Source organism: Streptomyces sp. BB1-1-1 (genome assembly GCF_031597775.1).
Lineage (GTDB): Bacteria > Actinomycetota > Actinomycetes > Streptomycetales > Streptomycetaceae > Streptomyces > Streptomyces thinghirensis.
Genome location: NZ_CP134203.1, coordinates 6,069,426 through 6,095,420 on the forward strand (window position 1 = coordinate 6,069,426; position 25,995 = coordinate 6,095,420).

25 protein-coding genes, 1 pseudogene and 1 riboswitch are annotated in these 25,995 nt (G+C 74.0%); of the genes and pseudogenes, 9 read left to right on the forward strand and 17 right to left on the reverse strand.

The annotated features are described in order from the left end of the window. Positions 1-43: 43 nt before the first annotated feature. The 6 genes from RI578_RS27775 to RI578_RS27800 all read right to left on the reverse strand — a co-directional run bounded on the left by RI578_RS27775 (position 44) and on the right by RI578_RS27800 (position 6,736). Positions 44-877, reverse strand: a complete 834-nt coding sequence (locus RI578_RS27775; RefSeq protein ID WP_310873619.1) for an ECF transporter S component — start codon at positions 875-877, stop codon at positions 44-46. Further along, entirely contained in the window at positions 874-2,562 is a 1,689-nt protein-coding gene (locus tag RI578_RS27780) for an ATP-binding cassette domain-containing protein (protein WP_310873620.1), read from the reverse strand. Before RI578_RS27780 ends, RI578_RS27775 begins: the two co-directional genes overlap by 4 nt. Continuing rightward, positions 2,559-3,695, reverse strand: a complete 1,137-nt coding sequence (locus RI578_RS27785; protein WP_310873621.1) for a CbiQ family ECF transporter T component — start codon at positions 3,693-3,695, stop codon at positions 2,559-2,561. Before RI578_RS27785 ends, RI578_RS27780 begins: the two co-directional genes overlap by 4 nt. A 169-nt stretch (positions 3,696-3,864) precedes the next feature. Beyond that, positions 3,865-4,539 carry an SCO2322 family protein gene (locus RI578_RS27790; protein ID WP_310873622.1) on the reverse strand — a complete coding sequence of 225 codons (675 nt, stop codon included), beginning with the start codon at positions 4,537-4,539 and terminating at the stop codon, positions 3,865-3,867. After that, positions 4,536-5,804, reverse strand: coding sequence for a prenyltransferase/squalene oxidase repeat-containing protein (locus RI578_RS27795; RefSeq protein WP_310873623.1), 1,269 nt, complete (start codon positions 5,802-5,804; stop codon positions 4,536-4,538). Before RI578_RS27795 ends, RI578_RS27790 begins: the two co-directional genes overlap by 4 nt. Before the next feature lie 129 nt (positions 5,805-5,933). Next, positions 5,934-6,028: riboswitch (cobalamin riboswitch) on the reverse strand. Positions 6,029-6,058: 30 nt separating this feature from the next. Further along, positions 6,059-6,736 carry a TetR family transcriptional regulator gene (locus RI578_RS27800; RefSeq protein WP_310875875.1) on the reverse strand — a complete coding sequence of 226 codons (678 nt, stop codon included), beginning with the start codon at positions 6,734-6,736 and terminating at the stop codon, positions 6,059-6,061. Between the two features lie 184 nt (positions 6,737-6,920). Here RI578_RS27800 and RI578_RS27805 point away from each other — a divergent pair, with 184 nt between their 5' ends. Genes RI578_RS27805 through RI578_RS27815 form a run of 3 tightly spaced genes read left to right on the forward strand, consistent with a single transcriptional unit; the run spans position 6,921 to position 10,107 of the window. After that, positions 6,921-8,312, forward strand: a complete 1,392-nt coding sequence (locus RI578_RS27805; RefSeq protein ID WP_310873624.1) for a glycosyltransferase family 4 protein — start codon at positions 6,921-6,923, stop codon at positions 8,310-8,312. Further along, entirely contained in the window at positions 8,306-9,040 is a 735-nt protein-coding gene (locus tag RI578_RS27810) for a class I SAM-dependent methyltransferase (RefSeq protein WP_310873625.1), read from the forward strand. Before RI578_RS27805 ends, RI578_RS27810 begins: the two co-directional genes overlap by 7 nt. After that, complete coding sequence (locus RI578_RS27815; protein ID WP_310873626.1) at positions 9,037-10,107, forward strand: prenyltransferase/squalene oxidase repeat-containing protein; 1,071 nt, start codon at positions 9,037-9,039, stop codon at positions 10,105-10,107. The genes RI578_RS27810 and RI578_RS27815 overlap by 4 nt, the downstream gene beginning before the upstream one ends. A gap of 4 nt (positions 10,108-10,111) precedes the next feature. Here the strand turns inward: RI578_RS27815 and RI578_RS27820 are convergent, their stop codons facing one another. The 5 genes from RI578_RS27820 to RI578_RS27840 form a co-directional block, all read right to left on the reverse strand. Then, positions 10,112-10,402 (reverse strand): hypothetical protein, encoded by a 291-nt coding sequence (locus tag RI578_RS27820; protein WP_310873627.1) that lies wholly within the window; start codon positions 10,400-10,402, stop codon positions 10,112-10,114. 125 nt (positions 10,403-10,527) lie between these two features. After that, the gene (locus RI578_RS27825) at positions 10,528-11,400 is read right to left on the reverse strand and encodes a DUF5336 domain-containing protein (protein ID WP_310873628.1); all 873 of its coding nucleotides are present in this window, start codon (positions 11,398-11,400) and stop codon (positions 10,528-10,530) included. Between the two features lie 158 nt (positions 11,401-11,558). Then, positions 11,559-12,560 (reverse strand): N-acetylmuramoyl-L-alanine amidase, encoded by a 1,002-nt coding sequence (locus RI578_RS27830; RefSeq protein ID WP_310873629.1) that lies wholly within the window; start codon positions 12,558-12,560, stop codon positions 11,559-11,561. A gap of 22 nt (positions 12,561-12,582) precedes the next feature. Further along, complete coding sequence (locus tag RI578_RS27835; protein WP_310873630.1) at positions 12,583-13,233, reverse strand: class I SAM-dependent methyltransferase; 651 nt, start codon at positions 13,231-13,233, stop codon at positions 12,583-12,585. Positions 13,234-13,441: 208 nt separating this feature from the next. Beyond that, positions 13,442-15,226 carry an MFS transporter gene (locus tag RI578_RS27840; RefSeq protein WP_310873631.1) on the reverse strand — a complete coding sequence of 595 codons (1,785 nt, stop codon included), beginning with the start codon at positions 15,224-15,226 and terminating at the stop codon, positions 13,442-13,444. 266 nt (positions 15,227-15,492) lie between these two features. Between RI578_RS27840 and RI578_RS27845 the strand changes: the two genes are divergently transcribed. After that, entirely contained in the window at positions 15,493-16,935 is a 1,443-nt protein-coding gene (locus RI578_RS27845) for an MFS transporter (protein ID WP_310873632.1), read from the forward strand. A gap of 173 nt (positions 16,936-17,108) precedes the next feature. Continuing rightward, entirely contained in the window at positions 17,109-18,047 is a 939-nt protein-coding gene (locus RI578_RS27850) for a MaoC/PaaZ C-terminal domain-containing protein (RefSeq protein WP_310873633.1), read from the forward strand. A 92-nt stretch (positions 18,048-18,139) separates the two neighbouring features. On the opposite strand, the gene RI578_RS27855 is transcribed toward RI578_RS27850, so the two are convergent. After that, the gene (locus RI578_RS27855; RefSeq protein ID WP_310873634.1) at positions 18,140-18,307 is read right to left on the reverse strand and encodes a hypothetical protein; all 168 of its coding nucleotides are present in this window, start codon (positions 18,305-18,307) and stop codon (positions 18,140-18,142) included. 97 nt (positions 18,308-18,404) lie between these two features. Next, on the reverse strand, positions 18,405-19,580 hold the full coding sequence (locus RI578_RS27860; protein WP_310873635.1) for a hypothetical protein: 1,176 nt from the start codon (positions 19,578-19,580) through the stop codon (positions 18,405-18,407). A gap of 198 nt (positions 19,581-19,778) precedes the next feature. Between RI578_RS27860 and RI578_RS27865 the strand changes: the two genes are divergently transcribed. Genes RI578_RS27865 through RI578_RS27875 form a run of 3 tightly spaced genes read left to right on the forward strand, consistent with a single transcriptional unit; the run spans position 19,779 to position 22,841 of the window. Next, positions 19,779-20,645 (forward strand): Nif3-like dinuclear metal center hexameric protein, encoded by an 867-nt coding sequence (locus RI578_RS27865; protein ID WP_310873636.1) that lies wholly within the window; start codon positions 19,779-19,781, stop codon positions 20,643-20,645. Next, positions 20,642-21,385 carry a C4-type zinc ribbon domain-containing protein gene (locus tag RI578_RS27870; protein WP_310875876.1) on the forward strand — a complete coding sequence of 248 codons (744 nt, stop codon included), beginning with the start codon at positions 20,642-20,644 and terminating at the stop codon, positions 21,383-21,385. The genes RI578_RS27865 and RI578_RS27870 overlap by 4 nt, the downstream gene beginning before the upstream one ends. Before the next feature lie 46 nt (positions 21,386-21,431). Continuing rightward, positions 21,432-22,841 (forward strand): bifunctional RNase H/acid phosphatase, encoded by a 1,410-nt coding sequence (locus RI578_RS27875; protein ID WP_310875877.1) that lies wholly within the window; start codon positions 21,432-21,434, stop codon positions 22,839-22,841. On the opposite strand, the gene eda is transcribed toward RI578_RS27875, so the two are convergent. The 4 genes from eda to RI578_RS27895 all read right to left on the reverse strand — a co-directional run bounded on the left by eda (position 22,816) and on the right by RI578_RS27895 (position 25,757). Beyond that, complete coding sequence (gene eda / locus RI578_RS27880) at positions 22,816-23,475, reverse strand: bifunctional 4-hydroxy-2-oxoglutarate aldolase/2-dehydro-3-deoxy-phosphogluconate aldolase (protein ID WP_210958699.1); 660 nt, start codon at positions 23,473-23,475, stop codon at positions 22,816-22,818. The genes RI578_RS27875 and eda overlap by 26 nt on opposite strands. A 73-nt stretch (positions 23,476-23,548) precedes the next feature. Beyond that, positions 23,549-24,331 carry a peroxide stress protein YaaA gene (yaaA, locus tag RI578_RS27885; RefSeq protein WP_310873637.1) on the reverse strand — a complete coding sequence of 261 codons (783 nt, stop codon included), beginning with the start codon at positions 24,329-24,331 and terminating at the stop codon, positions 23,549-23,551. 53 nt (positions 24,332-24,384) lie between these two features. Then, complete coding sequence (locus tag RI578_RS27890) at positions 24,385-24,999, reverse strand: hypothetical protein (protein WP_310873638.1); 615 nt, start codon at positions 24,997-24,999, stop codon at positions 24,385-24,387. After that, positions 24,996-25,757 carry a MerR family transcriptional regulator gene (locus tag RI578_RS27895; RefSeq protein WP_310873639.1) on the reverse strand — a complete coding sequence of 254 codons (762 nt, stop codon included), beginning with the start codon at positions 25,755-25,757 and terminating at the stop codon, positions 24,996-24,998. The genes RI578_RS27890 and RI578_RS27895 overlap by 4 nt, the downstream gene beginning before the upstream one ends. A gap of 95 nt (positions 25,758-25,852) precedes the next feature. Here RI578_RS27895 and RI578_RS27900 point away from each other — a divergent pair. Next, a pseudogene (locus RI578_RS27900) lies at positions 25,853-25,993 on the forward strand (Uma2 family endonuclease); the annotation flags it as partial. Positions 25,994-25,995: the final 2 nt, after the last annotated feature.

A 25,995-nucleotide genomic window follows, 5' to 3' on the forward strand; every position in this document is an offset into this window, starting at 1 on the left:
CGCGGTGCCGCCGCAGTCGGCGCCCTCGGTCACGTGGGGCGGCTCACCTCGCCGGCCGCTCGAACGTGACCGGCGCCTCGAAGGCCGCCCGGCGCGTGGCCCGGCGCAGTGCCTTCAGGACCGGGGTGCCGAGCGCGAGGGTCAGCACGACCGTCACGGCGGCGCGGCCGCCGTCCCAGCCGAGGGACGTGGCCAGGCAGTAGGCGAGGAAGCGGGCCAGGTTGTCGGGGATCGACGCGTCCGGATCGAAGGCGATGTTCGAGGCGAGCGTGTTCATGAAGGTCCAGCCCGCCAGGTTCATCACCGTGCCGTAGGCGAACGCGGCCAGGAAGCCGTACGCGGCCAGCATGAGCAGCTCCGGGCGCCCGCGCAGGCGGTCGGGGAAGGGCAGCAGACCCGCGCCCATCGTGAACCAGCCCATCGACAGCATCTGGAACGGCATCCACGGGCCCACCCCGCCCGTGAGCAGCGCGGACGCGAACATCGTGACCGAGCCGAGGACGAAGCCGAAGCCCGGACCGAGCACCCGGCCGCTGAGGACCATGAGGAAGAACATCGGCTCCAGGCCGGCGGTGCCCGCACCGATGGGCCGCAGCGCCGCGCCCACCGCCGCCAGGACACCGAGCATCGCCACCGCCTTGGGGCCGAGGCCCGACTCCGAGATCGTCGCCGCCACCACGGCCACCAGCAGCACCAGCAGGCCGGCGAACAGCCACGGCGCGTCCTGGGCGTGCGCGTTCAGCGAGGCGTCCGGCGGGGCCAGGAAGGGCCAGCCGAAGCCGGCGGCGCCCACCGCGCTGACCAGCACGAGTGCGGCGACCGAACGGGGGCCGAGGCGGACGGCGCGGGCCTGGCGATCACGTCGGGGACCGGTCATGCCAGCGCCTCCCGGACCTGTGCGACCGTCAGCCACTTCCGCGGGGCCAGCACCTTGGCGACCTGCGGCGCGAAGGAAGGCGAGGCCATCACCACGTCCGCCGCCGGACCGTCGGCGATCACCTCGCCCTCGGCGAGCAGCACGACCCGGTGGGCCAGCTCGGCGGCCAGCTCCACGTCGTGCGTCGCCAGCACGATCGCGTGCCCCTCGGCGGCCAGAGCGCGCAGGATGCCCGCCAGCCGGGCCTTCGCCGCGTAGTCCAGGCCGCGCGTCGGCTCGTCCAGGAGGAGCAGGGGCGGGCGGGCGGTGAGTACGACGGACAGGGCGAGGGTGAGGCGCTGGCCCTCGGAGAGGTCGCGGGGGTGGGTGTCGTCGGTGACGCCGGGGAGCAGCTCGGTGAGCAGGGCGCGGCAGGTGCCCTCGGCCGCCTCCGCGTCCCGGTCGGCGGCCGCGCACTCGGCGGCGACCGTGTCGGCGTACAGCAGATCGCGCGGCTCCTGCGGGACCAGGCCGACCCGGCGCACCAGGTCGCGGGGGGCCGTGCGGTGCGGTACGGCGTCGCCCGCGCGGACCGAACCGGCGGACGGTTCGACGAGGCCGACGAGCGCGGAGAGCAGGGTGGACTTTCCGGCGCCGTTGCGGCCCATCAGGGCGACGGTCTCGCCGGGGGAGACGGTCAGGTCGACATCGCGCAGTGCCTGGATCCGGTCCCGGCGGACGGCGAGGGAGCGGACCTCGGCGGCGTACGGGGAGGGGGCGGCGGCCGGCTCCGGGGACTTCGCGCGGCGCCGCCAACGGGAGGAGGCGGGCCGCAGGGCGGGCAGGGGTGGGAGCGTGGCGGTCGTCGGCGTGTGGTCCGGGATCTCCCGGTCGGCCAGCCGGTCCCGCAGCGGGGCGGCGCGGCGGCGGGCGTCGCGGATCGTCAGCGGCAGCGGGGACCAGCCCGCCAGCCTGCCCAGGCCCACCACCGGCGGGTACACCGGGGACACGGCCATCACGTCCGCCGGAGGCCCGAGGAGCGGCGCCGCGCCCGGGGACGGGAGCAGGACGACCTGGTCGGCGTACTGGATGACGCGCTCCAGGCGGTGCTCGGCCATCAGGACCGTCGTACCGAGGTCGTGGACGAGGCGCTGGAGGACGGCCAGCACCTCCTCCGCGGCGGCGGGGTCGAGCGCGGAGGTCGGCTCGTCCAGGACCAGTACCCGCGGGTGCGGGGTGAGGACCGAGCCGATCGCGACCCGCTGCTGCTGGCCGCCGGAGAGCGTGGCGATGGGGCGGCCGCGCAGGCCGGACAGGCCCAGCAGGTCGAGGGTCTCCTCGACGCGGCGGCGCATCACGTCCGGGGCCAGGCCGAGGGACTCCATGCCGTAGGCGAGCTCGTCCTCGACGGTGTCCGTCACGAAGTGGGAGAGCGGGTCCTGGCCGACCGTGCCGACGACGTCGGCGAGTTCGCGCGGCTTGTGGGTGCGGGTGTCGCGCCCGGCCACCGTGACCCGGCCGCTCAGCGTGCCGCCGGTGAAGTGCGGCACGAGGCCGCTGACCGCGCCGAGGACCGTGGACTTGCCGACGCCGGACGGGCCGGCGAGGAGGACGAGTTCACCCTCCGGGACCTCGAAGTCGACGCCCCGGACGGTGGGTTCGGCCACTCCGTCGTACGTCACGGAGACATCCTCGAAGCGGATCACGACGGCTCCTTGACGGGCACGGGGTGGGGGGCGGGGGCGATGAACGCCGGGAGCAGGCCGATCAGTACGGCCGCCGCCGGCCACAGGGGGAGGGACGGCGCGACCAGCGGGACCACGCCGGGGTGCAGTGCCGCCGGGTCGCGGGCGGCGGCGAGGAACATCAGCGCCGCGACGGCCGCGCCGGAGGCGGTGACCAGCCAGGCGCGGGCGCCCCAGCGGTCCGGGCGGTAGCGGGTGCGGACCGTCCTGCGGCCGCCGAGCCACAGCCCCGCGAGCGCGGCGGCGACGCCGGCCAGGAGGACGGGGATGCCGTACGTGCCGCCCGCGGCGGTCAGCAGCCCGTACGTCCCCGCGCAGACGCCGAGCAGGCCGCCCAGGGTGAGGGCGGCGGTGGTACGGCGTACGGGGGCCGGGACCTGGGCGGTACGGCCGTAGCCGCGGGCGTCCATCGCGGCGGCGAGGGCGACGGAACGCTCCAGGGCGCCCTCCAGCACCGGGAGCCTGACCTGGAGCAGGCCCCGTACGCCCTTGTCGGGGCGGCCGCGCAGACGGCGGGCGGCGCGCAGGCGCTGGACGTCGGCGATGAGGTTCGGGGCGAAGGTGAGGGCGACGACGACGGCCACGCCCATCTCGTACAGGGCGCCGGGGAGGGACTTGAGGAGGCGGGAGGGGTTGGCGAGGGCGTTCGCGGCGCCGACGCAGATGAGGAGGGTGGCCAGCTTCATCGCGTCGTACAGGGCGAAGGTGAGGCCCTCGGCGGTGACCCGGCCGCCGAGGCGGATGCCCTGCGCCCAGTCGGGGAGGGGGACTTCGGGGAGGGTGACGAGGGTGTGGGTGCCGGGGATGGGGGAGCCGAGGATCGTGGTGAAGAGGAGGCGGATGAGGAGGACGGCGAGGGCGAGCTTGACGAAGGCGCCGTAGGAGCGGGACCAGGGGGCGTGGGGGCGGCGGGTGGTCACTACGTAGGCGGAGACGGCTACGAGGAGGGCGAGGAGGAGGGGGTTGGTGGTGCGGGTGGCGGCGGTGCCGAGGGCTAGCGCCCAGAGCCACCAGGCGCCGGGGTGCAGGGTCCCGGGGCGGTGGCGGGGGGTGGGGATGCTCGCCGGCGCTTGCCGGGTGCCGCCTGCGCCCACCCTCCCCCACTCTCGGCTTCGCTCGAGCGGGGGGACCCCCATCGCCCCAGCGGCACGACTGCCCGCAGACGGCGCGGCGTGACTGCCCGCAGGCTGGGGCGGCGCGGCGCGACTGGCCGCAGGCTGGGGCGGCGCGGGGTGGCTGCCCGCGGACTGCTTGCCCGCGGGCTCAGTCGGTGGCATTCCTGCGCCGCCTTGCCTGCCAGGTTGCTGCTCCGGCCAGGGCTGCCACGATGGCGATGCCCGCGTAGAGGCCGACCGAGGGGCCGTCGTCGTCCGACGTGTCCTTCTGGTCCGGGGCCGCGTCGGGCGCCGTCGAGTCGTCCTTCTCCTTCCCCTTCTCCTTCTGCGCGACCTGCTCCCCGCACCCCGACTTCGGGTAGCCCGCGATCCCGCACAGCAGGGCGTTGGTGTTGTAGCGCAGTGGGCCCGCCACGGCGGCCAGGGCGTCGGCGGTCGTCGCGTCGGGGGAGACCCGGGCGCAGGCCGTGCGCGGGGCCGGCGGGTTCTCGCCGGACGGGGCGTCGGACGCCGTGCCGAAGTCGAGGACGAGGGCGACGCGCTTGCTGCCGTCCTCGGCCGGTGTCTTCGCGCAGATCGACGCGAAGTCCGCGGCGCCGCGCGGCTGGGCCGCGTCGTCCGAGTTCTCGCTCACCGCGAAGCGGAAGCCCTGGACGTCGCCGTCGGAGGGGCGGACGAGGGACGGGCCCTGGGTGGCGTAGACCCAGCGGTCGCCGTCGCGGTCCCAGAAGGACCAGTAGCGGTAACCGGCGGCCTGCGCCTGGCCCGCGCTCCCGATCAGCAGGAAAGCGGCCAGGAAGAGGAGAACGACGCGGCGGGTCACGGCTGCTGCTTCTTGTTGCGGCCGCTCAGCAGGAAACCGATGCCGATACCGAAGACCAGGCAGACGCCGACGAACCACCAGACGCCGAAGCCGGAGTCGTCCTTGCCGTCGTTCTCCTGCGCGGCGTCCTCGGCGCTCACGGTCGCGCTGTCCTTGGCCTCGAACCCCTGCGGGCTCGGCCCCGTCGCGTTCAGCCGCGCCACCAGGTCCGTGCCGCCGAAGGCGCGCGGGTCGGTGCCCGTGGCGTGGGCGGCGAAGATCAGCTGGGCGTAGGCGGCCGGGCCGCTCTGCTCGGCCCACTTCGCGGCGTTCTTCTGCAACCAGGCCAGCGGCTTCGCGGCCTGCTCCGCACCGCCCTGCGCGGCGAGCGCGACGACCGCGTCGGCGGTGTTGCCGTAGTCGGGCTGGTCGGCGGAGCCGCCGAGGGCCGACTTGAGGTGACCGTCCTCGGCGACGGCGTCGGCGAGGTGGGCGGCACCGTTCGCGGCGGCCTGCTCGCGGGTCGGCTTCTTCGCGTCGGTGCAGGTGGCGTCGCCCGCCGCCTTGCCGGCCTCGGTGACCAGGCCCTTGCCGAGCGCGCCGAGGACACCGGCCGCGGTCGCGTCCGCGTTGGCGAGCAGCTTGCCGTCCTCGTCGGGCTGGAAGGCGAACGCGCCCGCGCCCTTGTCCTCGGCGCAGGGCAGGGCGAATGTCAGCAGGGCGTCGTACGGGGACTTGCCGTCCTTCTCGACCTGCTCGGGCTTGCTGTCCGTGGCGGTCAGGGCGCCGATGACGATGGACGTGGAGTTGGCGTCGCTGGGGCCGCCGGGGGTGTAGCCCCAGCCGCCGTCCTTGTTCTGTACGGACTTCAGCCAGGTGAGGGCGGACTCGACGACGTCACCGTGCCCGCCGACGGCCCACAGCGCCTGGACGGCGGCGGCCGTGTTGTTGGTGTCGACCATCGTCTTGGCGTCGCACGCCTTGGCGGGGTCGGCGCGGAACGGGGCGAAGGCGCCGTTGTCGCACTGCTGGCCGGTGAGCCAGCCGACGGCCTTCGACGAGGGAATCACGCCCACCGTGTCCTGCGCGAGCAGGGCGAGGGACTGGCGCCAGACGCCGTCGTACTGGGGGTCGGCGGTGCCGTACAGCCCGGAGGACTCGGGCGCGGACGGGGCGGACGCGGACGGGGAGGACGACGGATCGGCGGCGGCCGCGGGCGCGGCGGCGGCGCCGATCACGGCTATGGCGGCGAGGGCCGCGGCGCTGCTGCGACGGCGGACGTTCATGAGCGGCGGGTGCCTTTCCCTGTGCGGGGCCGGGCAGCACGGGGCACCCCCGGCGGCTCGGCCCCGTATGCCTCGACGGTGCCCGTGCGCCGGCGGGTGCCGGGCACGTGAGCCGGTCACGTCCGCGCGGGGCAGTCCGGCTCACCGTCCGGGGCAGGTCCTCAAGGGGCCTCGGTGGACGGCTCACGGTTGCGGGTCAGCGCCGGAATTGCACCGGCTTCCCCCCGTACGGGTGTGATGACGACGCCGCCACTTTACCCGGAGGCAACGGAGCCGGACCGGGGCGCCCGCCCGCGGGCCCCGGCCTCCGTCACGTCGATCAGCCGGCACACCGTCTCGATGTCCACCCGCACCTGGGCGATGGAGGCGCGGCCGGCGAGCCAGGTGATCAGGGTCGAGAGCCAGGTGTGCTCGATGACGCGGATGGCGGAGAGCTGCTCGGGGGTGGGGTTCTCCAGGCCGCCCATCGCGTCCAGGATGATCGCCGTGGTCTGGCGGGATACCTGGTCGACCTCCGGGGAGACGCCGCGGTCGGCGAAGGTCAGGGCGCGGGCCATCGCCTCGGCCAGCCGGGGTTCGCGCTGCAGCGCGCCGAAGGCCCGCATCAGGGTCTGCGCGACCCGGTCGGCGGCCGTCTCGCCGGCCGGCGGGCTCTTGCGCAGGGTGCCGTGCAGCCGCTCCAACTGGTCGTGCATGGTGGCGACCAGCAGATGGACCTTGGACGGGAAGTAGCGGTACAAGGTGCCGAGGGCGACCTGCGACGACTCGGCGACCTCGCGCATCTGCACCGCCTCGAAGCCGCCCCGGCAGGCCAGTCGGGCGGTCGCGTGCAGGATGCGGCGGCGGCGCTCCCGCTGCCGCTCGGTGAGGGACGGTGCGGCGGCGGAGCGGCGCGCGGGGCCGGCCGTACCGGAAGTACCGGAGGCTTCCATTCCCGGGTTGTCCACCTTGGCCACCTTCTCCCCGTTGCCGTGGCGTGAATCACCTGATCCACTCGTCACAGCGCCCCTACCTGCCGGTAGATTCGGAGCCTCCGAACGATCAAGTCTGAAACTTGTTCTAGATTAACGTCCCGGCGTAATGTCGCGGGACAGCGCAGTGAGAAGGGGGCCCGGAGTGACCGCTGAGGCCAGTGGGACGGGTCCCCGTCCGGAGCCCGCCGCCGACGGCTTGCGACCGCTCCGTATCGCACTCCTCACCTACAAGGGAAACCCGTTCTGCGGCGGCCAGGGCGTCTACGTCCGCCACCTCTCCCGCGAACTGGCCCGCCTCGGCCACCGCGTCGAGGTCATCGGCGCCCAGCCCTACCCCGTCCTCGACGAGGGCCACGACGAGCGGCTGTCCCTCACCGAGCTGCCCAGCCTCGACCTCTACCGCCACCCCGATCCCTTCCGCACCCCGAAGCGCGGCGAGTACCGCGACTGGATCGACGCGCTCGAGGTCGGCACGATGTGGACCGGCGGTTTCCCGGAACCCCTGACGTTCTCGCTGCGCGCCCGCCGCCATCTGCGCGCCCGCCGCGGCGACTTCGACGTGGTCCACGACAACCAGACCCTCGGCTACGGGCTGCTCGGTGACGTCGGCGCCCCCCTCGTCACCACCATCCACCACCCCATCACCGTCGACCGGCAACTCGAACTCGACGCCGCCGACAGCCGCAAGCGCCGGTACTCCGTGCGCCGTTGGTACGCCTTCACCCGCATGCAGAAGCGCGTCGCGCGCCGCCTGCCGTCCGTGCTCACCGTCTCCGGCACCTCCCGGCAGGAGATCATCGACCACCTCGGCGTACGGGACGACCGCATCCACGTCGTCCACATCGGCGCCGACACCGACCTGTTCTCGCCCGACCCGTCGGTGCCGCGGGTGCCGGGCCGGATCGTGACCACGTCCAGCGCGGACGTGCCGCTCAAGGGCCTGGTCTTCCTCGTCGAGGCGCTGGCGAAGGCACGCGTCGAACACCCCCGGGCCCACCTCGTCGTCGTCGGCAAGCGACCCGCCGAAGGCCCCGTCGCCCAGGCGATCGAGCGGTACGGCCTCGAAGGCGCCGTCGAGTTCGTCAAAGGCATCTCCGACGCCGAACTGGTCGATCTCGTGCGGTCGGCCGAGGTCGCGTGCGTGCCGTCGCTCTACGAGGGGTTCTCGCTGCCGGCCGCCGAGGCCATGGCGACGGGCACGGCGCTGCTCGCCACCACCGGCGGCGCCGTCCCGGAGGTCGCCGGACCCGACGGGGAGACCTGCCTCGCGGTGCCGCCGGGCGACGCGGGAGCGCTGGCCGCCGGACTGAACCGGCTGCTCGGCGACCGTGAACTGAGGGCCCGGCTCGGCGCGGCCGGACGCGAGCGCGTGCTGCGGCACTTCACCTGGGCCCGGGCCGCCGAGGGGACGGCCGCCCGCTACCGCGAGGCCATCGGCCACCCCTCCCCGACCACCCCGCGGGCCGTTCCCGCGACCCCGACCAGTGCGACCAGTGACACCGGCGTCTACCCCGAAAGCAGGGCCACGTGCTGACCGTCGACTTCTCCCGGTTCCCGCTCGCCCCGGGCGACCGCGTGCTGGACCTCGGCTGCGGCGCCGGCCGGCACGCGTTCGAGTGCTACCGGCGCGGCGCCCAGGTCGTCGCGCTGGACCAGAACGCCGAGGAGATCCGCGAGGTCGCCAAGTGGTTCGCGGCGATGAAGGAGGCCGGTGAGGCCCCGGCCGGTGCCACCGCCACCGCCATGGAGGGCGACGCGCTGGCCCTGCCCTTCCCGGACGAGTCCTTCGACGTCGTCATCATCTCCGAAGTGATGGAGCACATCCCCGACGACAAGGGCGTCCTCGCCGAGATGGTCCGCGTCCTCAAGCCCGGCGGGCGCATCGCGATCACCGTGCCGCGCTACGGCCCCGAGAAGGTCTGCTGGACGCTGTCCGACGCCTACCACGAGGTCGAGGGCGGCCACATCCGCATCTACAAGGCGGACCAGCTCCTCGACCGGATCCGCGAGGCCGGCCTCAAGCCGTACGGCACCCACCACGCGCACGCGCTGCACTCGCCGTACTGGTGGCTGAAGTGCGCCTTCGGCGTCGACAACGACAAGGCGCTGCCGGTGCGGGCGTACCACAAGCTGCTGGTCTGGGACATCATGAAGAAGCCGCTGGCGACGAGGGTCGCCGAGCAGGCGCTGAACCCGCTGATCGGCAAGAGTTTCGTGGCGTACGCGACCAAGCCGCACCTCCCGCGGGTGGCCGCCGCGTGACCACGTCCCGCACCGAACACCTGGTCCTGCCCGGCGTCCTCACCGACGCCGAGGCGGCCGCCACCGTCCGCGGCATCCTCGCCGTGCAGCGCGAGGACGGCGCGATCCCGTGGTTCCGCGGACACCACCTCGACCCGTGGGACCACATCGAGGCGGCCATGGCCCTGGACGCGGCCGGCGAGCACGACGCCGCCGAACGGGCGTACGAGTGGCTGGCCCGGCACCAGAACCAGGACGGCTCCTGGTACGCCGCCTACGCCGACGGCGACTTCGCCGACGTCACCGACCGCGGCCGGGAGACCAACTTCGTCGCCTACGTCGCCGTGGGCGTCTGGCACCACCACCTCGCCACCGGCGACGACACGTTCCTCGACCGGATGTGGCCCGTCGTCCACGCGGCGGTCGAATTCGTACTGCGCCTCCAGCAGCCGGGCGGGCAGATCGGCTGGCGGCGCGACGACGACGGCACGGACACCACGGACGCGCTGCTCACCGGCAGCTCCTCCGTCCACCACGCGCTGCGCTGCGCGCTCGCCATCGCCGAACAGCGCGAAGAGCCGCAGCCCGACTGGGAGTTGGCGGCGGGCGCGCTGCGGCACGCCATCCGCCGCCACCCGGAGCGGTTCCTGGACAAGGGCCGCTACTCGATGGACTGGTACTACCCGGTGCTGGGCGGCGCGCTGACCGGCACCGAGGCCAGGTCCCGCATCGCGGAGAGCTGGGACCGCTTCGTGGTCCCGGACCTCGGCGTGCGCTGCGTCGTCCCCAACCCGTGGGTGACCGGCGGCGAGTCGGCCGAACTCGCCCTCGCCCTGTGGGCGGTGGGCGAGTCCGACCACGCCCTGGAGATCCTCCAGTCGATCCAGCACCTGCGCGACCCGGACAGCGGCCTGTACTGGACGGGCTACGTCTTCGAGGACAAGGCGATCTGGCCGCGCGAACTGACCACCTGGACGGCCGGCTCCCTGCTCCTCGCCGTCGCCGCGCTCGGCGGCCACGAGGCCACCTGCCAGGTCTTCTCCGGCGACCGCCTGCCGAGGGGCCTCGACCCGGACTGCTGCGTCTGAACGGTCAGCGGCGGCCGAGGCGGTTGGCCACGGCGTGGCCGACGAAGAGGTAGACGACGGCCGCCAGCCCGTAGCCGGCCACCACGCGGGCCCAGGCCTCGTCGAAGGTGAACAGGTCACGTGACCAGCCGGCGAGCACGTTGGCCACTTCATGGACGAACTGCACCAGGTCGTTGGCCCGGTTGGCGTCCAGCAGATACATCAGGATCCACAGCCCGAGGATGACGGCCATGATGTCCGCGATCACCGCGATGGCCGTCCCGGCGCTGGATCCGCTGCGACTTCTAGGGGACATGACTTCCGTCTGGCCCCGGATGTGTGTTTGAAACCTGCGACCGGCCCGGCGTACGCCGACGGCCCCTCGCCCGGAAGTCCCGGTGGGCGAGGGGCCGTTGACGTCGAACGGTCGGGCGGGCGCGGTCAGCCGCGCTGGATGCCCGAGGTGTCCTGCAGCACGCCGCGGCGGCCGTCCTGCGTCTGGGCGACCAGGTTGGCGCCTCGCTGCTCGACGGCCAGGTACCAGGTGCCCGGCGCCAGCTCGGCGATCGGCGTGGGGGAGCCGTCCTCCGCGAACAGCGGACGCGGCACCGGCACGGCGAACCAGAACGGCGAGAAGTCCCCGGCCGGCTGAGCCTGCGCCTGCTGCGGCTGCGGGGCCTGCGGCTGGGGCTGCGGCTGCTGCGGCTGACCGCCGAAGGACGGACCGGGCTGACCCGGCTGGCCCGGCTGACCGGGCTGGCCCGGCTGCCCGCCGTACGGCTGCTGCTGCGCGCCCGGGTAGCCGTAACCACCCTGGGGCTGGCCGCCGTACGGCTGCGGAGCGGCCGGACGGGAGGCCGGGATCAGGGTGCCCTTGAGGGCGGGGACCAGCGGGGTCGCGACGGCGGCGGCGGCCATGATGAGCGTGGCGACGAGCGCGAGGATCAGGCCGATGCCGGCACCGAGGTCGTTGGTGAAGCCCCCGTCGCCGTCGAAGGCGCCGGCGGGGTCGAAGACGTTGCCGAGCGCGCTCCAGGCGGCGAAGACGGTGAACGCGACGCCGAACTGGCCGAGGTCGAGGCCCGCCACCTTCCTGGGCTGCGGCAGAGCGCGGGCCACGATGACGAGCGCCGCGCCGATGATGCCCGCCAGGACCACACCGAGCACGACCGGCCCACTGCCCCACAGGCTGGGGATTTCGGCGTCGTCCGGTGCGCCGTCGAACGAGTAGATGTCGAGGAACGACGCGATCAACAGCAACACCGCTGCTCCGATCACCACGCCGTCGCCTCGAGTGAGGGAGCGGATATTCACTTCAGGTCCTTCGTAGGTCGTCTCGTCGTCAGTAGAGGCGTCGCTGTCACCATGTCGCCGTCAGGTTCCGGAGTGAAGCGCGGGGGTGGCCCCTCATCGTACGGACGACACTATCGTCCGCACGTCGGGGCTGTCCGCAGGGATCCGCGCGCTGATCGCTACCCGCGCAGGAAACTCACGATTCCATCAGACATCCCTTGCGCCGCTTTCTGCCGCCAGGCACCACTGGTCAGCAGTGCCGCGTCCTTGCTATCGCGCATGTTGCCGCACTCGATGAACACCTTGGGAACCGTTGACAGATTGAGACCGCCCAGGTCCGTGCGCGTGACGAGACCGGTGCCGCCACCTACGTAGTTGGAGGGCGCGCTGCCCGTGGCGCGCACGAAGTTGCCCGCGATGCGCTGCCCAAGTTCGGCGGACGGGCCGACGATGGCACGGGTGTCGGCCTCGCCGTCCCGCACCGACCCCGGCAGGATCACGTGGAAGCCGCGGTTGCCGGTGCCCGATCCGTCGGCGTGGATCGAGATCGCGGCGTCGGCCTCCGCCTCGTTGCCGATCCGGGCCCGCTCGTCCACGCACGGCCCGTACGAACGGTCGTCGTCCTGCGTCAGCTTCACCGTGGCGCCCTGCTCCTCCAGGAGCGTGCGCAGCCGGTGGGCCACGTCCAGGGTGAACTTCGCCTCGGGCCAGCCCGCGTTGGTGGCCGTGCCCGTCGTGTCGCACTCCTTCCAGTGCGTGCCGACGTTCACCTTGCGGTTGATCTCGGAGGCGTGCTGGAAGTTGCCCGGGTTGTGGCCCGGGTCGATGACGACGACCTTGCCCTTGAGGGGGCCGGACGCCGCGGCGGGTGCGGACTTCGAGTTCGAGGGGGAGGGCTTGGCCGTGGTCGCCGAAGGGGAGGTGCCCGTGGGCCTCTTGGCGTCGTCGGTGGGAGACGCGGGACCACTGGAGGACGGCGCCTGCGACGTCCGCACGCCGCCCGCGCGGTCCGCACCGCTCCCGCCCCCGCTACCGCCGTCGTCCGAGCCGCCGACCGCCGCGTACACCCCCCACCCGAGCAGCGCCCCGGGCACGAGCGCGGCGATCGCCACGGTCAGCGGGCGGCGCAGCGGGGAACGGCGGGGCTGGGGAGGATCGAAGTCCGGGCCTGTGTACGACACGCAGCGACTCTAAACCGCGCCCTCAGATCCCCGCGCCCGTTCGCCGCAGGACGCGCAGCGAGTCGGTCACGGAGACCTCGGTGAACGCGCCGGACGCGAGAGCCCGGAGGTAGACGCGGTACGGGGCCTGGCCGGTGAACTCGTCGGCCGGGTCCGGGAAGACGTCGTGGATGACCAGGAGGCCGCCGTCGGCCACGTGCGGTGCCCAGCCCTCGTAGTCGGCGTTCGCGTGCTCGTCGGTGTGGCCGCCGTCGACGAAGACGAGGCCGAGCGGCGCGTTCCAGACCGACGCGACCTGGGGCGAGCGGCCGACGAGGGCCACCACGTGCTCCTCCAGGCCGGCCCGGTGGAGGGTGCGCCGGAAGGTGGGCAGGGTGTCCATCACGCCCAGCTCCGGGTCGACCGTCTCCGGGTCGTGGTACTCCCAGCCCGGCTGCTGCTCCTCGCTGCCCCGGTGGTGGTCGACGGTGAGCGCGGTCACCCCGGCCCGGCGGGCCGCGTCGGCGAGCAGGACCGTGGAGCGCCCGCAGTAGGTGCCGACCTCCAGCAGCGGCAGCCCGAGTCCACCGGCCTCCACGGCCGCCGCGTACAGGGCGAGGCCCTCGTGCGCGGGCATGAACCCCTTCGCGGCCTCGAAGGCGGCGAGGATGTCGGGGGCGGGTGCCGCGGACATGCGGGGGTCCTTTCGGTGGTGCGGGTGCGTGGGTGGTGCACCGTGGTGCAGGTGGTGCAGGTGGTGCAGGTGGTGCAGGTGGTGCAGGTGGTGCAGGTGGTGCAGGTGGTGCAGGTGGTGGCTGTGGCGCGGGGGTGCCGGCGCCCCATGCTGCCGCACCCCCCGCCGCGCGGTGCGACAGGGGGTGCGGGAGCTGGGACGGTACGGGTCAGGCGGAGACCGTCTCGCCCGGCAGGGCCAGGTCCAGGTCGACCGGGCGGTCCGCGCCGGGGTGCGTGGCCGAGTGGGCGAGCGGGCCGTGGCCGGCGGCACGGGCGGCCAGGACGTACGGGCCCTCGGCGGGGACGGCGAGGGCGTAGCTGCCGTCCCCGCCGGAGAGGGTCGCGCCCGCCTGGCGGCCGTGCCGGTCGATCAGCGTGACCTTGGCACGGGCGACGGGTGCGCCGTCGGCGGCCAGTACCCGGCCGCGGAAACCGCGCGGCGCCCCGCCGGCCGGGCTCTCCCCGGCCACGCCCTCCCCGGCCAGTGCCTGCTCGGCGCGGGCCAGGTTCGCGTCCTCCTCGCTGCTCGCGCGCAGCTGGGTGGTCGTCGCCGGGCGGCGGCGGGGGAGGAAGAAGGCCAGCGCCAGGCCGACGGCGACCGCGGCGGTCGCGATCAGGAAGGAGACGCGGAAGCCCTGCATGGTGGGGACGGCGACACCGCCGACGTCGTTCGCGGAGTTGGCGAGCACCATGCCGATGACGGCGCTCGACACCGACGTACCGATGGACCGCATCAGGGTGTTGAGGCCGTTGGCCGCCCCCGTCTCCGAGGCCGGGACCGCGCCGATGATCAGCGCGGGCAGCGAGGAGTAGGCGAGGCCGATGCCCGCGCCGATCAGCACCGAGGTGACGACGGTCTGCCAGGCGGCGCTCATCAGGCCGAGGCCGCCGGCGTAGCCGATCCCGATGATCACCAGGCCGAGGATCAGTGTGGTGCGCGGGCCGTAGCGGGCGGACAGGCGGGCGTACACCGGCGCGGTGAACATCATCGTCAGGCCCAGCGGGGCCACGCACAGGCCCGCGACGACCATCGACTGGCCGAGGCCGTAGCCGGTCTCGGAGGGCAGCTGGAGGAGCTGCGGCAGGACGAGCGAGATGACGTAGAAGGAGACGCCGACCATGATCGAGGCGAGGTTGGTGAGCAGCACCTCACGGCGGGCCGTGGTGCGCAGGTCGACCAGCGGAGCCTTGACGCGCAGCTCCATCAGGCCCCACAGGAGCAGGACGACGACTGCGGCGGCGAACAGGCCGAGCGTGGTGGGCGACGACCAGCCCCAGTCGCTGCCCTTGGTGATCGGCAGGAGGAAGAGGACCAGGCCGGCCGCCAGCCCGAGCGCGCCCGGGAGGTCGAAGGAGCCCTTGGCGCGCAGCGGGGACTCCGGTACGACCAGCAGGGTCAGGGCGATGGCGAGGACACCGAGGCCGGCGGCGCCGTAGAACAGGGCGTGCCAGTCGGTGTGCTGCGCGACCAGGGCCGCGGCGGGCAGCGCCAGGCCGCCGCCGACGCCGATCGAGGAACTCATCAGGGCCATCGCCGAGCCGAGCCGCTCGCGCGGCAGCATGTCGCGCATCAGACCGATGCCGAGGGGTATCGCGCCCATCGCGAAGCCCTGGAGGGTACGGCCGACGATCATCGGGAGCAGGGCGTCGGTGAACGCGCTGACCAGCGCGCCCACCACCATCACCGACAGGCTGGCGATCAGCATGCGGCGCTTGCCGAAGAGGTCGCCGAGCCGGCCCATGATCGGCGTGGCGACGGCTCCGGACAGGAGGGTCGAGGTCAGTACCCAGGTGGCGTTGCCGGGAGTGGTGTCCAGGAGTTTCGGCAGGTCCTTGATGACCGGGACGAGCAGGGTCTGCATCACCGCGACGACGATGCCCGCGAAGGCGAGCACCGGGACGGTGGTCCCGCTCGCTTTCCGGGCGGGCTCGTCGGTCGTCGTGTGGGACATGGGGTGAGGCCTCCAGGCCGGGGAGCCGGCGAATGCGGTGCGGATGTGCGATGCGAGGTATGTGCAGGCTGAACCTCGTGCGCCGGGGCAACTATTCCGTTGTTTCGAGCCCCTAACGAATTCTTGACCTTTCCTTGGGGAGACGGCCGGACGGCTGGACCCAGGGACCGAGATCCGGGACCGGGATCCAGGGACCGGAGACCTAGGACCGTCCGGGGACCAAATACCGATGCAAGGGGCGCCTCCGGGTTGAGACCATGACACCCATGCTCGAAGCCACCGGCACCACCACCGCCCGAATATCCCCGCGCCGCACGCCACCCACCTGGCTGGTCGTGGCGCTCGCGTGCGCCGGACAGTTCCTCGTCGTGCTCGACGTGTCCGTCGTCAACGTCGCCCTGCCGTCGATGCGGGCCGACCTCGGACTGAGCGCGCAGGGACTCCAGTGGGTGGTCAACGCCTACGCCATCGCCTTCGCGGGCTTCATGCTGCTCGGCGGGCGGGCCGGCGACCTGTACGGGCGCAAGCGGATGTTCCTGGTCGGGCTCGGACTGTTCACGCTGGCCTCGCTGGGCGGCGGACTCGCCCAGGAGGGCTGGCAGCTGCTGGCCGCGCGGGCCGTGCAGGGACTGGGAGCGGCGGTACTCGCGCCCTCGACGCTGACGATCCTGACCGCGGCGGTGCCGGAGGGCGCGGCGCGGGCCCGGGCGATCGCGACCTGGACGGCCGTGGGCGCGGGCGGCGGCGCCGCGGGCGGCCTGGTGGGCGGCGTCCTGGTGGACGGGCTGTCGTGGCGCTGGGTGCTGCTGATCAACGTGCCGGTGGGCGCGGTGGTGCTGGCCGGCGCCGTACTGTGGCTGACCGAGAGCCGGGCCGGTGAACGACGGCGCCTGGACCTGCCCGGCGCGCTCCTGGTCACCGCCGGCCTGGCCACCCTGGCCTACGGCATCTCGCAGACCGAGTCCGAGGGGTGGGCCGCGACGGCGACGCTGGTGCCGCTGTTCGCCGGGCTCGCGCTGCTCGCGCTGTTCCTGCTCGTCGAGGCGCGGACGGCGGCGCCGCTGATGCCGCTCGGGCTGCTGCGGCTGCGGTCGGTGGCGTCGGCGAACGTGGCGATGCTGGTGTCCGGCTCGTCGATGTTCGCCATGTGGTTCTTCATGACGCTGTACGCGCAGAACGTGCTGGGCTACTCCCCGCTGGAGGCCGGTCTCGCCCTCGTGCCCAGCTCGCTCGCGGTCGTACTCGGTTCGAAGGCGGCGCCGCGGTTCATGCCGGTGATCGGGGCGCGGAACGTGGCCGTGCTGGGCACGCTCGTGGCGGCCGTCGGCTTCGGCTGGCAGTCGACGATGACCGCGGACGGCGGGTACGTGACCGCGATCATGATTCCCGGGGTACTGATGATGCTGGGCGCGGGGCTGGCGGCGACCCCGCTGGCGTCGCTGGCCATCTCGGGTGCGGCGGCCGGGGACGCCGGACTGGTCTCCGGGCTGATCAACACCTCCCGGACGATGGGCGGTTCGCTGGGACTCGCCGTGATGTCGACGATCGCGGCGGCCCGGGCCGGGGGAGAGGGCGCCGGACCGGAGGAGCTGACGGACGGGTACGCGCTGGTGTTCCGTACGGCGGCTGCGGTGCTGGTCGCCGGGGCGGTGCTGATGCGGGTGTGGCTGCCGGCGGGGGAGCGGACGAAGCGCGGGCTACGGGGGTAGCCGCGGCCCGGTGCGGTCGTGGTCGGTTCGTTCGGTGGCATACGGGCGACGCTATGGAGCGGGCGGGGGCGGGCGGCAGATCCGGTTGTCCGGAGTCCGGCGGGACAAATGTCATGGGCGGGCGGCGTCCCGTACGGTCGTGGCTGTCCATGGTGCCGGTACCGGGGAGGGTCATGCCGATCGACGCAGCCGAGGCGCTCGCCGCCGCGCCCCGCATCCGCGAGATCGCCTGGGACCACAAGGACGTCCAGCTCTACCACCTCGGCATCGGCGCCGGTCGCCCCGCCGCCGACCCCCGCGAGCTGCGCTACACCCTGGAGTCCCGGCTGCACGTCCTGCCGAGCTTCGCGACGGTCGCGGGCGGCGGCCCCCCGGGCGTCATCGGCGGTCTGTCCATGCCCGGCGTCGACGTCGATCTCGCGCACGTCCTGCACGGCGGACAGCACCTGCGCCTGCACCGGCCCGTCCCGGTGCGGGGACGGGCGAGCGCCGCCTCCCGCGTCGTCGCCGCGTACGACAAGGGCACGGCGGCCGTCCTCGTCCTGCGCACCGAGGTCACCGACGCGGACGGGCCGCTGTGGACCGACGAGGCCGAGATCTTCGTACGCGGGGAGGGCGGGTGGGGCGGTGCGCGGGGACCGTCCGGGCGCCCGGCGCCGCCGCCCGCCGAGCCGCCCGGCCACGTGGTCGAGCGCCCCGTGCGCGAGGACCAGGCCCTGCTCTACCGGCTTTCCGGCGACTGGAACCCCCTGCACGCCGACCCGGAGTTCGCGGCGCGCGCCGGCTTCGACCGGCCCGTCCTGCACGGGCTGTGCACCTACGGCGGCACGCTCAAGGCGGTCGTCGACACGCTGCTGGACGGCGACGTGACCCGGGTGCGCGAGTACCGCACGCGGTTCGCCGGGGTCGTGTACCCGGGGGAGACGCTGCGGGTGCGCATGTGGCGGTCCGCGGTGGCGGACGGCGGGGGATCGGCGGGGGACGGCGGCGGCCCGGTGGCGGGCGGCGGCGGCCTGGTGCCGGCCGGGGGAGGCTCCGTGCGGGTGGCCGTGAGCGCCGTCGAGAGGGACGACGCCCCCGTCCTCGCCGACACCGTCGTCCGGTACGGATGACGACAACGGCCCCGTCCGTCGCGGTGACGAACGGGGCCGGAGCCGCTTGCCTGCTTACTTCGTGTGCCTCTGCCTTGCCTCTCGACGTGCCGTCAGGCCGCCGTTTCGGACTCTTCGGCCGGCTTGCGGTGGCGGCCCCGTGGAGTCGCCGCGCCGTCCTGACTGGAGACCGGTCCTCGGTGCCGGCCGTGGCCGGTGTCGGTCTCGCGAACGTCGGCACCGTCGGCCTGCATCGGCTGGGTCGTGCTGGCGTCGTTCATCGGAAGGAATTCACCCCGTCAACATGATCTTTCCTACAGCCGGGCGAGTGTAACCGGCACACCTCGGCCCGGATCCAGGCGGCCACGCCAACCGGCACTACTTCGTTACAAGCCGTGCCAGCGGGGCCTGTTGCAGGGGTACGGGGCGCTGCGGAGCGGGCGTCGGAGTGTCCGTTTCACCGGGTTCGCCGGGCTCGCCCGGAGCCGATTCCTCCGCATCCCGCGTGCCCTCCACCCGCTCACCGCCCGCGTCCCGTGCGCTCAGCCGCGCCACGCCGCACGGCAACCGCGGTGTGGAGCACGGCAGCCGCAGCTCCCCGTCCGCGGTCCACAGCCCGGCGCCCGTCAACCACCCCTCGGGGGCCGGCAGATGACGCACCCGCCGCTCGGCGGGCCGCCACACCCCGAGCCAGCTGCCGAACGCGCCGTCCACGCGCAGCGCCACCGCGCAGCGCTCCGGCGTCAGCGCCTGGCCGGGCTGGATCGCGAACGGCGTCACGACGCAGTCCGGCAGTCGCAGACACTCCGGGAAGCGCACCGGCAGCGTGCTGCCCAGCACCCCCCAGCCGAGCCGGTCCTGTCCCGGCGAGGGCGCGTCCGAGCGGATCAGCACCAGCCCGCTGTCCGGATCGGCCAGCAGTATCCGGTCGTCGCTGTCCGCGGCGATCTGCAGCAGCGGCGACACCTCGCCGCCCCGCTCCAGGTCCACCACGACCGCCTTGGTGCGGCCGCCGGTCTCCCGGTCCACGGCCAGTATCCGGCCGGTGCGGTCCAGCCAGGCCCCGCCCGAGCAGCGGCCGGGGATCTCGGCCAGCCGCTCGGGCCCGAAGGCGCCGCCCGCGACCTGCCACAGCACCGTCGCCCGCGGGCCGACGGCCAGGGCGTACGCCCGTTCGCCGCCCGGGACCGGCGGCAGCAGCCGCAGCACGGTGGTGTCCTCGGGGCACTCCACCGCGCCGAGCGGCAGCTCGCCGGTGCCGGGCCCGGTCGGGTACAGCAGCGCGAAGAGGTGCCGTCCGGCCGCGACGCGGTGGACCAGGACCCGCCCGTCGCCCATCGGCTGCACCTCGGTGCCGGGCTCCTCCGGCTGGTTGCCGGGCAGCGGCACCGCGTACGGCTCGGGGCCGTCCAGCGTCCAGCGCTCCGGGTACCAGGACTCTCCGCTCAGGGCGAGCCGCGCGGCGTAGGCGCCCTCCGCGGTGATGCTGCAGCCCGCCCGCGGGGGGCCGCCGTTCCCGGGCTCCGCCGAAGGCTCGATCGCACAGGCCGTCATCGTTCGGTCACCTCCGGCGACGAAGCTAGTTTTCGCACGCACGGGCGGGGGACCGGCCGCCGTGGCCATCACACGTACGTGTGGCACAGGAACGATTCGGCTGAGGGAACGGCGGGGCGTGTGCTGTGCCGGAGCGGGCCGGCGACGGGGGCCCGCTGCGGGTACAACGGCACAGATCAGCCAGGTAGCCTTGCCTACGTGCCCCGTCTGTCAGAAGTCATCGCCGCGCTGGAGAACCTGTGGCCCGCCGAGCGGGCCGAGTCCTGGGACGCGGTCGGCACCGTCGTGGGCGAGCCCGACCAGGAGGTCTCCCGGGTCCTGTTCGCCGTCGACCCCGTCCAGGAGGTCGTCGACGAGGCGGTGAAGCTGGGCGTCGACCTGCTCGTCACCCACCACCCGCTGTACCTGCGCGGGACGACGACGGTCGCGGCGTCCACCTTCAAGGGCCGCGTGGTGCACACGCTCATCAAGAACGACATCGCGCTGCACGTCGCCCACACCAACGCCGACACCGCCGACCCGGGCGTCTCCGACGCGCTCGCGGGCGCCCTCGACCTCCGCGTCGTACGCCCCCTCGTGCCGGACCCGGGCGACCCCGAGGGCCGCCGGGGCCTGGGCCGGGTGTGCGAACTGGAACATCCGCTGACCGTCCGCGAGCTGGCCGCCCGCGCCGCCGAGCGGCTGCCCGCCACCGCGCAGGGCATCCGCGTCGCCGGCGACCCGGAGGCGACCGTCCGCACGGTCGCCGTCAGCGGCGGCTCCGGCGACAGCCTCTTCGACCACGTACGGGCGGCCGGCGTCGACGCGTTCCTCACCGCGGACCTCCGGCACCACCCCGTCTCCGAGTTCACCGCGGATCGCGCCCACAGTCCCCTCGCGCTGCTCGACGCGGCGCACTGGGCCACCGAGTGGCCCTGGTGCGAGCTGGGTGCCGCCCAGCTCGACGAGATCTCCGACCGGCACGGCTGGGACCTCCGGGTCCACGTCTCCAAGACGGTCACCGACCCCTGGACCGCCCACGCGGCGTCCGCCCCGACCTCCGACACAATGGGAGCCCCCAACTGAAAGCCGCGCCCGCCGACCAGATCCGACTCCTCGACGTCCAGGGCCTCGACGTGCGGCTCCAGCAGCTCGCGCACAAGCGCCGGTCCCTGCCCGAGCACGCCGAGATCGAGTCGCTGACCAAGGACCTCACGCAGCTGCGCGACCTGCTCGTGGCCGCGCAGACCGAGGAGAGCGACTGCGCCCGCGAGCAGACCAAGGCCGAGCAGGACGTGGACCAGGTGCGCCAGCGCGCCGGCCGCGACCAGCAGCGCCTCGACTCGGGCGCCGTCACCTCCCCCAAGGACCTGGAGAACCTCCAGCGCGAGATCGCCTCCCTCGCCAAGCGGCAGGGCGACCTCGAGGACGTCGTCCTGGAGGTGATGGAGCGCCGCGAGTCCGCGCAGGAACGGGTCGCCGAGCTGACCGAGCGGGTCGGCGCGGTGCAGGGCAAGCTCGACGACGCCGCCGCGCGCCGGGACGCGGCCGTCGAGCAGCTGGACGGCGACGCGGCCTCGGTCACCAAGGAGCGCGAGGTCATCGCGGGCTCGGTCCCCGACGACCTGCTGAAGCTCTACGACAAGCTGCGCGAGCAGCAGGGCGGCGTCGGCGCGGCCAAGCTGTACCAGCGCAGCTGCCAGGGCTGCCGCCAGGAGCTGGCGATCACCGAGCTGAGCGAGATCCGCTCGGCGGCGCCCGACACGGTCGTCCGCTGCGAGAACTGCCGCCGCATCCTGGTGCGTACGGCCGACTCCGGGCTGTAGGGCCGGTCCGGTGGCAGGTTCGGTGGCGGCTTCGACGGCCGGTCCGGTGCGGAAGTTCGTCGTCGAGGCCGACGGCGGGTCGCGGGGCAACCCGGGGCCCGCGGGCTACGGGGCCGTGGTGCTGGACGCGGCGACGGGGCAGACCCTGGCCGAGGCCGCCGAGTACCTCGGGGTCGTCACGAACAACGTCGCCGAGTACCGGGGCCTGCTGGCCGGTCTGCGCGCCGCGAAGGAGCTGGACCCGGAGGCGACCGTCCACGTCCGCATGGACTCCAAGCTCGTCGTCGAGCAGATGTCGGGCCGCTGGAAGATCAAGCACCCGGACATGAAGCCGCTGGCGGCCGAGGCGGCGCGCGTCTTCCCGCCGGGGCGGGTGACGTACGAGTGGATCCCCCGCGCGAGCAACAAGCACGCCGACCGCCTGGCCAACGAGGCGATGGACGCGGGGGCGCGCGGCGAGCGGTGGTCGCCGTCCCTGTCGACGGCGGAACTGGACGCGGGCGACGCCCGGGCCGCGGCTGACGCGGACGCGGAGCGAGGGTCCCCCGAGGCCGCTGACGATGCCGCCGTGGGCGAACGCATCGCTCAGTCGGCCCGGACAGCCCCCGAGACCGCCGTCGCCCCGCGCCCCTCCGCCGACGCCGACGCGGCGGCCGACACCGACACCGCGGCCGACGCCGACGTGCGGGCCGCGAGGTCCGTGGCCTCGCCACGGACGGGCCCCGGCCCTGAGCCCGCCGGTGCCCCGCGCCCCTCCGCCGACGCCGCGGCCGACGCCGACGTGCGGGCCGCGAAGACCGTGGCCTCGCCCGGCTGGGGACCGCCCGACATGGGTGCCCCCGCCACCTTCGTCCTGCTCCGGCACGGCGAGACGCCCCTCACCCCGCAGAAGCGGTTCTCCGGAAGCGGCGGCAGCGACCCGTCCCTGTCGTCCGTCGGCCGGGAGCAGGCCGAGAAGGTCGCCGAGAGCCTCGCCCGGCGCGGCACGATCCAGGCGGTCGTCGCCTCGCCCCTGGCCCGCACCCGCGAGACCGCCGGCATCGTCGCCGCCCGCCTGGGCCTGGAGGTGACGGTCGAGGAGGGCCTGCGGGAGACCGACTTCGGCGCCTGGGAGGGGCTGACCTTCGGCGAGGCGCGCGAGCGGTACCCCGACGACCTGGACGCCTGGCTGTCCTCCCCGGACGCGGAGCCGACCGGCGGCGGCGAGAGCTTCGCGGCGACCGGCGCGCGGGTCGCCGCGACCCGCGACAAGCTGGCCGCGGCCTACGCGGGCCGCACGGTGCTGCTGGTCTCCCACGTGACGCCGATCAAGACGTTCGTACGGCTGGCCCTGGGCGCCCCGCCCGAGTCGCTGTTCCGCATGGAACTGTCGGCGGCGTCGCTGTCGGCGGTGGCGTACTACGCGGACGGCGGCGCCAGCGTCCGCCTGTTCAACGACACGTCCCACCTGCGCTGAGCCCCGCCGCCTCGCGGGCGAGCCGCTCCACGCGCCCCCAGTCACGGTCCGCCACCGCGTCCTTCGGGAGCATCCAACTGCCCCCGACACAGCCGACGTTGGGCAGCGCCAGGTACTCCGGCGCCGAGCCCGGCGTGATGCCGCCGGTCGGGCAGAAGCGGGCCTGCGGCAGCGGAGCGGCGAGGGCCTTGAGGTAGGCGGTGCCGCCCGCGGCCTCGGCCGGGAAGAACTTCATCTCCCGCACCCCGCGCTCCAGCAGCGCCACCACCTCCGAGGTGGTCGACACCCCCGGCAGGAACGGCACCCCGGACGCCCGCATCGCCTCCAGCAGTACGTCCGTCCACCCGGGGCTCACCAGGAACCGCGCCCCGGCCGCCACGACGTCGCCCACCTGCCCCGGCGTGATGACCGTGCCCGCGCCGACGACCGCCCCCGGAACCTCACCGGCGATCGCGCGGATCGCGTCGAGCGCGACCGGTGTCCGCAGCGTCACCTCGATCGCGGGCAGCCCGCCGGCGACGAGCGCGCGGGCGAGCGGCACGGCGTCGGCGAGGTCGTCGACGACCACGACGGGCACGACAGGGGCGAGGTCCAGGACCGAGGCGGCGGGGGAGGAGGGCAGCGGTGAGCTCATGGTTTCATCGTGCCGCCGCAGAGCAGTCTGCGCAATGACCGTTGCGATACGTGCAACGCATACTCCGATTCGCTCAGTGGATGTCCGCCACCAGCACGTCCAGCGACCACGGCTTCCCCGCCTTCGCGGGCGCCTCGGCCTCCACCTCGTACCCCAGGTCCCGCAGCGCCTCCACCAGCTCCGCCGGACCCTCGGGCGCGGTCCCGGACGCCAGCAGGCTCCGTACGATCCGCCCCTTGGTCGCCTTGTTGAAGTGGCTGACCACCTTGCGGGTCGGCGCGTGCAGCACCCGCACGGTCGCCGTCCGCCCGGCGACCTCCCCCTTCGGCTTCCACGCCGCCGCGTACGCCGACGAACGCAGGTCCAGCACCAGCCGGTCCCCGGCCGCCTCGGGCAGCACCTCGGCCATCGGCGCCCGCCAGTACGCCCCCAGCGCCCCGAGCCCGGGCAGCTTCACGCCCATCGAGCACCGGTAGGACGGAATCCGGTCGGTCACCCGCACCGCGCCCCACAGCCCCGAGAACACCAGCAGCGAACGGGCGGCCCGCTTCTTGGCGGCCGGGTCCAGCGAGGCCAGGTCCAGGGCGTCGTACAGGACACCGGTGTAGATCTCCCCGGCCGGACGCGCCCCCGCCGTCCGCAGCTCCGTGTTCTTGGCGACCTCGCCGCGCAGCCCCTCGCTGAGCCCGAGCACCTCGCGCGCCTTCTCCTCGTCACCGGCGCACAGCTCGACCAGTTCGCCGAGCACGGTCTCCCGGGCCGCGGTGAGCCCCGGCAGGGACAGCGACTCCGGCTTCAGCGGGGCGCCGCGACCGGACGCGGCCTTCCCCTCGGACGGCGGCAGCAGGACAAGCACACGTACTCCTTCACTCCGAGCTCCCTGAGCTCCCTGAGCTCCAAGGCTCCTGGTCAGGGTACGGCGTGCCCCTCCCGCGCCCGCTCGACGGCCCGTACGAGACCGCCGGGATCGTCGGCGTGGCAGCGCACGACGCGCACCTCGCGCCGCCGCCCGAAGAAGGTGACGTGGGTGACGGGCTCGGCGAGACGGACCGTCACGGAGGTCTGGGACCCGACGGCGAGATCGAGCTCACCGTCCACCCGCTCGTGCGTGGTCCGCAGCTCGCGGCGCACGGAGGCGATCCGCTCCAGCGGTATCCGTACGTCGACGTGCACGGCCCGGCGTATCCGCAGCGTGCCGCCGCCCGGGTCCAGGACGTGCGGACGGACCACGGACGCGGCGTGCAGCCCGACGACGAAGACGACGGTGTACACGTCCAGCACCAGCACCACGTGGTGCACGGTGGGCCAGTCCCGCAGCAGCACGGACATCATCACGGACTCGATCACGCACACGAACCCGAAGCCGAACATCATCGCGCCCTGCCCCCGCGAGTACCCGAAGGCCGACCCGCCGGCCGCCGCCCCGTCGGTCCGCCGCGCCGCCCACAGCCACAGACTCGCCAGCAGCCGCAGCTCGTGCCGCACCAGGAGGAACGGGACCGTGACGAAGGACGGGCCCCTCACGACCGCCGCCCCCTCGACGCGATCTCCATGGCCTGCCGGATCGCCTCCGCCTGCCCGGGCGCGAAGTCGGCGTACAGGGCGCCCAGAAAACCGCCACCGGAGTCCAGTACGACGCCCTCCTCGGGCAACAGCTCGGCGGGCAGACAGTCGGCGAGCACCCGGGCCGCCTCCGCCACCCGCGGATCGTCGGCACCGGTGTCCGCCAGCTCGTCGAGCAGCGCATAGGCGGCATGGGCCCGCGCCACCGCCTCCGGCGAACCCAGGGCACCGCGCAACGCGGCCAGCAGCCCTTCCCGGTCCTCCGGTGCCATCGTGCTCTCCAGCAACGCCAGCATCTCCCGGTCCCGAAGGGCCATCGGCGAGCCGGAGACGTCCCCCATCCCGGCGAACAACTCCGCCAGCTCCGGCGAGACCGGCCCCTCGGCAGGCAGCCCGCCCTCCGCCTCCAGCAGCGCCCGCAGCCGCACCCGCCGCTCCCGGATCGCCGCCTCCTGCCGCGCGAGATCCGCGTCCAGTTCCGCCAGCACCTCGGCCAGATCCTTCCCGGCCTCGTCCGCGAGCACGTCCCGCACCTCCGCCAGCCCGAGCCCCAGCTCGGTCAGCCGCCGGATCCGCGCCAGCACGACGACATGCCGCAGGGTGTACGTCCGATAACCGTTGGCCAGCCGTTCCGGCTCGGGCAGCAGGCCCTGGTGGTGGTAGTGCCGCACGGTCCGCGTGGTGACGCCGACGGCGTCGGCGAGTTCTCCGATCCGCATGACCTCAGTAGAAACGTTGACGTTGCGACAGGGTCAAGCGCGCCGGTCCGGCTTCTGACGGTCGGCGTGATCGTGTGCCACGATCGAGGGAAACGGATCCCGAAGCATCGTCGATCACACTGTTCAGCGACCCGGAGCAGGACGACTACCGCGAGCACCGCACCCGCCCCCTCGGCAAACCCCTCACCCTCCCCGCCCCCTTCGCCCTCGAACTGGACACCGCCGACTTCCTCTGATC

Coding starts and splice junctions, on each gene's coding strand:
- RI578_RS27775 (WP_310873619.1), bottom strand. CDS start 877: ATGACCGGTCCCCGACGTGATCGCCAGGCCCGCGCCGTCCGCCTCGGC.
- RI578_RS27795 (WP_310873623.1), bottom strand. CDS start 5,804: ATGAACGTCCGCCGTCGCAGCAGCGCCGCGGCCCTCGCCGCCATAGCC.
- RI578_RS27800 (WP_310875875.1), bottom strand. CDS start 6,736: ATGGAAGCCTCCGGTACTTCCGGTACGGCCGGCCCCGCGCGCCGCTCC.
- RI578_RS27820 (WP_310873627.1), bottom strand. CDS start 10,402: ATGTCCCCTAGAAGTCGCAGCGGATCCAGCGCCGGGACGGCCATCGCG.
- RI578_RS27835 (WP_310873630.1), bottom strand. CDS start 13,233: ATGTCCGCGGCACCCGCCCCCGACATCCTCGCCGCCTTCGAGGCCGCG.
- RI578_RS27840 (WP_310873631.1), bottom strand. CDS start 15,226: ATGTCCCACACGACGACCGACGAGCCCGCCCGGAAAGCGAGCGGGACC.
- RI578_RS27845 (WP_310873632.1), top strand. CDS start 15,493: ATGCTCGAAGCCACCGGCACCACCACCGCCCGAATATCCCCGCGCCGC.
- RI578_RS27850 (WP_310873633.1), top strand. CDS start 17,109: ATGCCGATCGACGCAGCCGAGGCGCTCGCCGCCGCGCCCCGCATCCGC.
- RI578_RS27855 (WP_310873634.1), bottom strand. CDS start 18,307: ATGAACGACGCCAGCACGACCCAGCCGATGCAGGCCGACGGTGCCGAC.
- RI578_RS27860 (WP_310873635.1), bottom strand. CDS start 19,580: ATGACGGCCTGTGCGATCGAGCCTTCGGCGGAGCCCGGGAACGGCGGC.
- eda (WP_210958699.1), bottom strand. CDS start 23,475: ATGAGCTCACCGCTGCCCTCCTCCCCCGCCGCCTCGGTCCTGGACCTC.
- RI578_RS27895 (WP_310873639.1), bottom strand. CDS start 25,757: ATGCGGATCGGAGAACTCGCCGACGCCGTCGGCGTCACCACGCGGACC.